Source organism: Acinetobacter sp. ANC 3781 (assembly GCF_004331285.1).
GTDB lineage: Bacteria > Pseudomonadota > Gammaproteobacteria > Pseudomonadales > Moraxellaceae > Acinetobacter.
On the sequence record NZ_SJOH01000015.1, the window covers coordinates 96,006 to 103,704 of the forward strand.

At 38.8% G+C, this 7,699-nt stretch carries 7 protein-coding genes and 2 tRNA genes; 5 read left to right on the forward strand and 4 right to left on the reverse strand.

What is annotated here, in order from left to right; all coding sequences use genetic code 11:
• Positions 1-156: 156 nt before the first annotated feature.
• Positions 157-1,176 carry a sulfate ABC transporter substrate-binding protein gene (locus E0H89_RS11980; RefSeq protein WP_131217402.1) on the reverse strand — a complete coding sequence of 340 codons (1,020 nt, stop codon included), beginning with the start codon at positions 1,174-1,176 and terminating at the stop codon, positions 157-159.
• A 248-nt stretch (positions 1,177-1,424) separates the two neighbouring features.
• Positions 1,425-2,426, reverse strand: a complete 1,002-nt coding sequence (locus E0H89_RS11985) for a sulfate ABC transporter substrate-binding protein (RefSeq protein WP_131217404.1) — start codon at positions 2,424-2,426, stop codon at positions 1,425-1,427.
• 369 nt (positions 2,427-2,795) lie between these two features.
• Here E0H89_RS11985 and E0H89_RS11990 point away from each other — a divergent pair, with 369 nt between their 5' ends.
• The 5 genes from E0H89_RS11990 to E0H89_RS12010 all read left to right on the forward strand — a co-directional run bounded on the left by E0H89_RS11990 (position 2,796) and on the right by E0H89_RS12010 (position 5,455).
• Positions 2,796-3,098, forward strand: coding sequence for a hypothetical protein (locus E0H89_RS11990; protein ID WP_131217406.1), 303 nt, complete (start codon positions 2,796-2,798; stop codon positions 3,096-3,098).
• 131 nt (positions 3,099-3,229) lie between these two features.
• The gene (gene gltX, locus E0H89_RS11995; protein ID WP_131217408.1) at positions 3,230-4,738 is read left to right on the forward strand and encodes a glutamate--tRNA ligase; all 1,509 of its coding nucleotides are present in this window, start codon (positions 3,230-3,232) and stop codon (positions 4,736-4,738) included.
• A gap of 57 nt (positions 4,739-4,795) precedes the next feature.
• Positions 4,796-4,871 (forward strand) — tRNA-Ala (locus E0H89_RS12000).
• A 30-nt stretch (positions 4,872-4,901) separates the two neighbouring features.
• Positions 4,902-4,977, forward strand: a tRNA-Glu gene (locus E0H89_RS12005).
• A 136-nt stretch (positions 4,978-5,113) separates the two neighbouring features.
• Positions 5,114-5,455, forward strand: coding sequence for a zinc-ribbon domain-containing protein (locus E0H89_RS12010; RefSeq protein ID WP_131217410.1), 342 nt, complete (start codon positions 5,114-5,116; stop codon positions 5,453-5,455).
• 30 nt (positions 5,456-5,485) lie between these two features.
• Here the strand turns inward: E0H89_RS12010 and E0H89_RS12015 are convergent, their stop codons facing one another.
• The gene (locus E0H89_RS12015) at positions 5,486-6,448 is read right to left on the reverse strand and encodes a cation diffusion facilitator family transporter (RefSeq protein ID WP_131217412.1); all 963 of its coding nucleotides are present in this window, start codon (positions 6,446-6,448) and stop codon (positions 5,486-5,488) included.
• Positions 6,449-7,104: 656 nt separating this feature from the next.
• Positions 7,105-7,699, reverse strand: a 595-nt coding sequence (locus E0H89_RS12020; RefSeq protein ID WP_131217414.1) for an ATP-binding cassette domain-containing protein, incomplete at its 5' end; no start/stop codon positions are given.

A 7,699-nucleotide genomic window follows, 5' to 3' on the forward strand; every position in this document is an offset into this window, starting at 1 on the left:
GAAATATTACTTTTCATAGGGAAAACCGTTTTTGGATTTATTCATTCCAGATTTAGCTCATATTTAATCTGAACTGAGATCATTTTAAATAATACATCTGGTCAGAATAAAAAAGCCTCCCAACTCAGGAGGCTTTTTAAATCACACAGCAAGCATTTATTTACGTGTGTTATAAATCTGATCGAAAGTTGCCCCATTCACAAAATGATTTTTTTGTGCCTGAGCCCAACCACCAAACACTTCATCAATGGTGAAGGTTTTAAGTTTAGGAAATTGTGCAGAGTATTTCGCTAACACTTCCGGATTACGTGGACGGTAGAAATATTTTGCTGCCATTTCTTGACCTAATGGTGAGTACAAGTAGTTGATATAGCCTTGAGCTAACCACTTGTTCCCATCTTTTTCGACATTTTTATCCACGATCGCCACTGAAGGTTCAGTCAAAATTGAAATAGACGGATAGATAATGTCGAATTTGTTTTTACCCAAGGTCTTTTGAGTCACGAGGGCTTCATTTTCCCAAGTCAGTAACACATCACCAATGCCACGTTCAGCAAAAGTCGTCATTGACGCACGTGCAGCAGAATCCATCACTTTTACGTTGTGGTACATTTTGCCGACAAAGTCTTTGGCTGTAGCGTCGGTACCACCCGGTTGTTTAAGTGCATAACCCCAAGCGGATAAATATACCCAACGCGGCAAACCGCCCGTTTTAGGATTTGGGGTAATGATTTGTACGCCCGGTTTGGTTAAATCAGACCAGTCTTTAATATGCTTTGGATTACCTTTACGCACCATAAATACGATGGTAGAGGTATAAGGAGCAGAATTATGCGGGAACTCTTTTTGCCAACCCGGCTGGATTTGACCTGATTTTACAATTTCTTCAATATCGTTAGCTAAAGCCAAGGTCACCACATCAGCTTTTAAGCCATCCACGACCGAACGCGCTTGTTTACCTGAACCACCGTGCGACTGTTTAAAATTTACAGTACGACCAGTACGTTCTTTCCAGTAAGCACCAAAGGATTTATTGAATTCATCATAAAATTCACGGGTTGCATCATAGGAGACGTTTAAAAATTCGCGATCCGCTGCTTGAGCAGTGGTTGCAGTAAAAGCAATGCCGGTTGCCAGCAATGCCGCACTGAATAATGCTTTAAATTGAGTTTTCATCACAGTACAGACTAGTTATCTTCATTACTGCTAAATATATGAAATAAAATCATAAATCGCAATTCATACATACAATTTTAAACTTAAAAAAATACGCTCCTATTTATTCTAATTCATTGTTTTATTTATAAATAATTAAATAAAGCCCTTTATCCCAATTAAATGCCTTTTTGTGTTTTTCTTATGCAAGAAACGAATATGTTCTAATATTTGTTTCTTTTCATTCACCTAAATAACAACTTACCCCATTACTTTTTTTCAGCATAAATTTGGTCGAAAATTGCACCATTCACAAAGTGAGTTTTCTGTGCTTTTGTCCAGCCACCAAACACATCACCGATGCTAAACAGTTTGATTTTTGGAAATTGTGCCGCATATTTTGCTGCAACTTGTGAATTACGTGGCCGGAAGAAAGATTGTGCAGCCAAATCCTGTCCCTTGGGGGAATATAAATAGTTTAGATAACCTTTGGCTAAATTGCGGTTGCCATCTTTATCTACGTTTTTATCGACAATTGCCACCGAAGGCTCTGCCAAAATTGAAATGGACGGATAAACAATCTGGTATTTATCTTTACCCAACCCCTGAGTCGCCAGCAACGCTTCATTTTCCCAAGACAATAACACATCACCAATACCACGTTCCGCAAAAGTGGTTAAAGAACCGCGTGCCCCTGAATCCAGTACTTTCACGTTTTGATAAAGTTTTTTCACCAGCTCTTTAGCTTTGGCATCGTTACCGCCCGGTTGTTTCAGTGCATAGCCCCACGCTGAAAGATAAATCCAACGTGGTGCGCCACCGGTTTTTGGATTGGGCGTGATAATTTCTACCCCTGGCTTGGTTAAATCATTCCAGTCTTTAATATTTTTAGGATTACCTTTACGCACCAAAAATACTACGGTTGAGGTATAGGGTGCTGAATTATTAGGGAACTGTTTTTGCCAGTTTTTATTAATTAGACCTGCATTAACAATTTCTTCAATATCATTGGCTAAGGCCAAGGTCACCACATCGGCTTGTAAACCATCAATTACTGAACGCGCTTGTTTACCCGAGCCGCCATGAGATTGTTTGAAATTTACTTCTTGTCCAGTACGCTGTTTCCAAAACTCACCAAATGCCCGATTATATTCCTGATAAAATTCCCGCGTCGGATCATAAGAAACATTGAGAAAATCTTTTGCAGCGAAGCTGTGTGAAGTCATTCCTGCTAACCATACAAGAATTGTAGATGCTATTATTTTTTTCATGATTTTAAACTTGTACTGAATGATTAAAAGCACTATATAAATTTAAAATATTTTTAACAATCATATGATTATATTGTTTTATTGATTAAAAATCAGTTTTATGGATATCTATTAAAATGCTTTTATATGCATTTTTATGACTAAAATACTCACAAACTGATTTAAATCTCCATCTTTTGTATTAATCTTCATGCTATCTCCATAGTTATTTGATACAAAGTGGATACATTGAATAAGTTTCTTATCAATTTGTAAAAGAGTGTGACCTAGTTCTACTTTTGTATTTTTTTATGTGTTTAAATGGTATCACTAGATTAGAAAAATAATACCTACTAGAGAAATCCAGCACCAACCAGGGGGGATGTGGAAATGAAATATACACCGGTTCTAACAGCATTGAGTTTAACGCTGACTTTAGGTTTTATGACTCAAATTGGAAACGCGGCTGCTATTAAAGCTACAGATACCAAAATCAGTTTTTCACCTGAAAAATCTTCACTGATTGAAAAAGCGTTGCAACAACAAAAGCAAGGTTCGCAAACTTTTCGTAACGATAATGATTTAAAAGTGCTTACTGAAATTAAAGTTGCACCTACACAAAGCTTTTTTGCTTCTCAAAATCAAAAATTTACCCGTTTTGTACAAGTGTTTTTCCCGCAAAATAACTCTTAACTGAATATTGAATTTCTTGCCCTTTTAAGAATTTTAAATGAAGCCTAATCATTTCAATGTTGAATTTAACATTAAGTGATTAGGCTTTTTCGTTATAATACTTTTCATTCACATTCTGAAAAATATTGATTATGACGGTTCGTACTCGTATTGCCCCTTCTCCTACAGGCTTTCCACACGTAGGCACTGCATATATTGCCTTGTTCAACTTATGTTTTGCCAAACAGCATGGTGGGGAATTTATTCTTCGTATTGAAGACACCGATCAGCTTCGTTCAACCCCTGAATCTGAAAAAATGATTTTAGATTCATTGCATTGGTTGGGTTTGAATTGGTCAGAAGGTCCCGATGTGGGTGGCCCTCATGCACCATATCGTCAATCTGAACGTATGGACATCTATAAAAAATATGCTTTAGAACTTGTTGCAAAAGGTCATGCATTTTACTGCTTCGCAACGAGTGAAGAACTAGATCAAATGCGCGCTGAACAGCAAGCTCGCGGTGAAAGCCCGCGTTACGACGGTCGGGGTTTACTTTTATCTGAAGATGAAGTTCAACGTCGTTTAGCTGCAGGCGAAGCACACGTCATTCGCATGAAAGTGCCAGCTGAAGGTAGCTGTAAATTTGATGATATGCTTCGTGGCGAAGTGGAAATTCCATGGGCTCAAGTCGATATGCAAATTTTGCTTAAAACCGATGGCTTGCCAACTTACCATTTGGCCAATGTAGTCGATGACCATTTAATGGAAATTACCCACGTGATTCGTGGTGAAGAATGGATTCCATCTGCACCTAAACACCAGTTGTTGTACCAATACTTTGGCTGGGATATGCCTGCACTTTGTCACATGCCATTGTTACGTAATCCTGATAAATCAAAATTATCGAAACGTAAAAACCCAACTTCCATCAATTACTATAAAGATATCGGCGTGCTACCTGAAGCATTGTTGAACTATTTAGGCCGTATGGGCTGGTCTATGCCGGATGAAAGTGAAAAATTCACTTTGGCAGAAATGATTGAACATTTCGACATTAAACGCGTATCGCTAGGTGGTCCAATTTTTGATGTCGAAAAACTCAACTGGTTGAATGGCCAATGGATTAAAGCCCTTACTCCTGCTGAATTGTTAAATACACTTTTAGCTTGGAAATCAGATCGTAAGACTTTGGAAGATATTGCTGCTGCAATTCAACCGCGAATCAACTTATTGTCAGAAGCGGTGAACTGGGCTGGCTTCTACTTCAACCAGTTCCCACAACTGTCAAAAGAACAGTTTGAAAGCAAAAAACTGTCTGAAGAACAAGTGCGTCAGAGCCTGCAATTCGCAATTTGGCGTTTAGAAAGCTTATTTACCTGGAATAACGATACAGTCAGCCAAACCTTAATGGATCTGGCAAATCAGATGGAAGTGAAACTTCGTGATTTCATGCCTGCTTTCTTTATTGCCATTGCCGGTTCGACCAGTTCCACTCCGGTTATGCAATCAATGGTAACGATTGGGCCTGATTTAACTTTTGCCCGTTTACGTCATGCACTTGAAATTGTTGGCGGTCCGAGCAAAAAAGAAGCAAAAGTTTGGGAAAAACTCAATGAAAGCTTAAAATTGCCGAAAAATGACGCAGTTGATGAAGCATAAGTGATTTTATAGTTGACGTGTGGACGCAATATCCCTAATATTACGTCCACACAGACTGGGGTCATAGCTCAGTTGGTAGAGCGCTACAATGGCATTGTAGAGGTCAGGAGTTCGATCCTCCTTGACTCCACCATCTCATGTTTTACCTGTGTTGCCTCGATAAGTCCCTATCGTCTAGAGGCCTAGGACATCGCCCTTTCACGGCGGTAACCGGGGTTCGAATCCCCGTAGGGACGCCAAATTCAAAAAAGCCACTGATCTATTCAGTGGCTTTTTTATTGCCTAAGTTTTTATTTATCTTTTTTCATAGCTGTATTTTTGATTTCTGTGGCATTCCGATTAGAATAACCCATAGATTAGAATTGTGGAGTTGCAATGCAATACCGTTGCCCAAAATGCCAAAGCCCTAAAATTATGCCTGTTGCACAATCAGGTGGACCTGCAGTACGTCCAGTTGTCCCTAAAAGTTTAGTCTTTTTAATTCCTGCTGTTTTCATCTTATTGCTGTTGGTTTTAGTTAGTATTGCAATGTGGATTTTTGGGGATGGCGCCGGCACCACCCTTCAATCAGCAACAGTGGCAGTATTTGTGCTGTGCCTGATTGCAGGCTTTCTGTTCTACCGTGACCTGCCGGACTTTAAAATCTCGATGCAAGGTTTTATGCAGTCACAAAAGAAATGGAAATGTCGTGAATGCAACCACGAATGGGAAATTTAAAATAAAACTGCGTTCACATCAGCTCCATATTTATTCTTCGTGCTGATGTGAATCTTTATCATACTGATGAGGATTTCCTTGATGGTCGTCTGGATGACAATGTGAATGCGTCAAACATTCATCTTCTTCAATCTGCAGCGTCATTTCAGTAATAGCATGTTCGTGGCTTAGCATTTCCAAAGCTTGCTGATACAGGGCATTACGATCTGCCTGTGGCGCATATAAATGTACGGTCAGATGCACATTCTTCGAAGTAATCGCCCAAACCTTGAGTTGATGAATACTTTCCACATCTTTTAAACTCAGCAGATCATTGCGCAGTTTTTCAATATCAATTTCTTCCGGCACCCCTTCAAGCAAAATATTGATACTTTGTTTTAGTAAAATCCAGGTTCGAGGTAATACCCAAAAACCAATCAATACTGCAATCAAGGTATCTACCCAAACCCACTGGGTAAAATAAATAATTACAGCACCAATAAATACCCCCACTGAACCCAAAGCGTCACTCAAAACTTCTAAGTACGCTCCTTTTATATTTAAACTATCCTGACTGCTTGAAAATAGAATTTTCATCGAAATCAAATTAATAACCAAACCAATCAGCGCCACGCTCATCATGCCCAGACTTTGAATTTCCGGTGGATGGGAAAACCGCTGGTAAGCTTCGTATAAAATATACATCGCCACCACAAACAGCATAGAAGCATTAAACAGGGCCGCTAAAATTTCAAAGCGCTGATAGCCAAAAGTGCGCTTATCATCGGCAGGAAGTTTGCCTATTTTTATGGCAACAAGTGCGATGGCAAGGGCGGCGGCATCGGTAAACATGTGAGCAGCATCGGAGAGTAAAGCCAAACTTTGCGTAATAAAGCCTGCAATCACTTCAATAATTAAAAATGTGGTGGTCAGTACCAAGGCAAAGCTTAATTTCCTGGCATTGTTTTCGGTCACAACAGCATGACTATGATCATGCCCGTGATGGTTGCTCATGCTAAGACTCCTTATTATTTTTAGATAATTTAATTCATTACCCCTGTTTTAACATCCCCCTTAAAACTGACTTAAGTTTTATAGAATGAATAAAATATTTATATATTTTATAAGCCAACAATTACAAATTATTCATTTGAAAAATATTTAAAAATATATCGATTAAATGAATAGATATTACTTTATGCAGGAATAATACAAGAAGGCAGTGTAGGTTTTATAGCTCCTCAAATTTTTTACAAAGCAAATGTTTACCTCTACATATACTCTGATAAATTGGTAAATCCAACTCACGTAGATGAGTTATTCAATCTTCTTACTTTGAAGAAAATTCCATAAAAGCTTCCCCCGTTGAATTGCTTAACTTTACTCTAAAAAAATCAAGATACCGAAATGCAATATGGTATTACTTCTGTACAGCATTAAGGAAAGACAAAAAACACCGTACAAAATCGGTTTAAGCCAGTTAAATGATTATTTAAGTCTAGACCGTCTTTAGATTTATGCAGAAAAATGGTCAAAAAAGCTGTTAAGTAAGGCCATTTTGAGACGAAAGCAGCGTTATAACAAACTTTTAATAAATTAGCTTTTTGCTAAAAATTCCTAATAAAAAACCAGCCCGCAGGCTGGTTTTTTAATCATATAAAAACAATCAACTAAACGCCGATTTTTTTGTATTTTGAACGCTTCTGTACAGCAGCATCACCCAAACGTGACTGGCGATAGGCTTCATATTCCGCATAGTTACCTGCGTAGAATTCAGGCTGTTCATTTTCAAATGACAAGATATGCGTTGCAATACGGTCCAGGAACCAACGGTCATGCGATACCACCATTACCGTACCTGGGAATACAAGAATTGCATCCTCAAGTGCACGTAACGTTTCGATATCCAAGTCGTTTGATGGTTCATCCAGCAAAATCACGTTTGCGCCTTGTTGCAAGACTTTTGCAAGTTGCAGGCGGTTACGTTCACCACCCGACAAGCTGCCAACACGTTTTTGCTGATCTTGACCTTTAAAGTTGAAACGACCGATATAAGCACGTGATGCAATTTCGTAATCGCCTACCTTCAAGATATCGAGACCACCAGAAATTTCTTCCCAAACGGTTTTATTGTCATCCAAAGTATCACGCAGCTGACCCACGTAAGACACTTTAACGGATTCACCCAAGGTTACTGTACCGGTATCGGGTTGTTGCTCGCCAGTCATCATACGGAACAGTGTAGTTTTACCTGCACCGTTAGGA

Bases quoted from the DNA above. Each gene is read 5' to 3' on its own strand.
- E0H89_RS11980 (WP_131217402.1), bottom strand. From the start codon at position 1,176: ATGAAAACTCAATTTAAAGCATTATTCAGTGCGGCATTGCTGGCAACC.
- E0H89_RS11985 (WP_131217404.1), bottom strand. From the start codon at position 2,426: ATGAAAAAAATAATAGCATCTACAATTCTTGTATGGTTAGCAGGAATG.
- E0H89_RS11990 (WP_131217406.1), top strand. From the start codon at position 2,796: ATGAAATATACACCGGTTCTAACAGCATTGAGTTTAACGCTGACTTTA.
- gltX (WP_131217408.1), top strand. From the start codon at position 3,230: ATGACGGTTCGTACTCGTATTGCCCCTTCTCCTACAGGCTTTCCACAC.
- E0H89_RS12010 (WP_131217410.1), top strand. From the start codon at position 5,114: ATGCAATACCGTTGCCCAAAATGCCAAAGCCCTAAAATTATGCCTGTT.
- E0H89_RS12015 (WP_131217412.1), bottom strand. From the start codon at position 6,448: ATGAGCAACCATCACGGGCATGATCATAGTCATGCTGTTGTGACCGAA.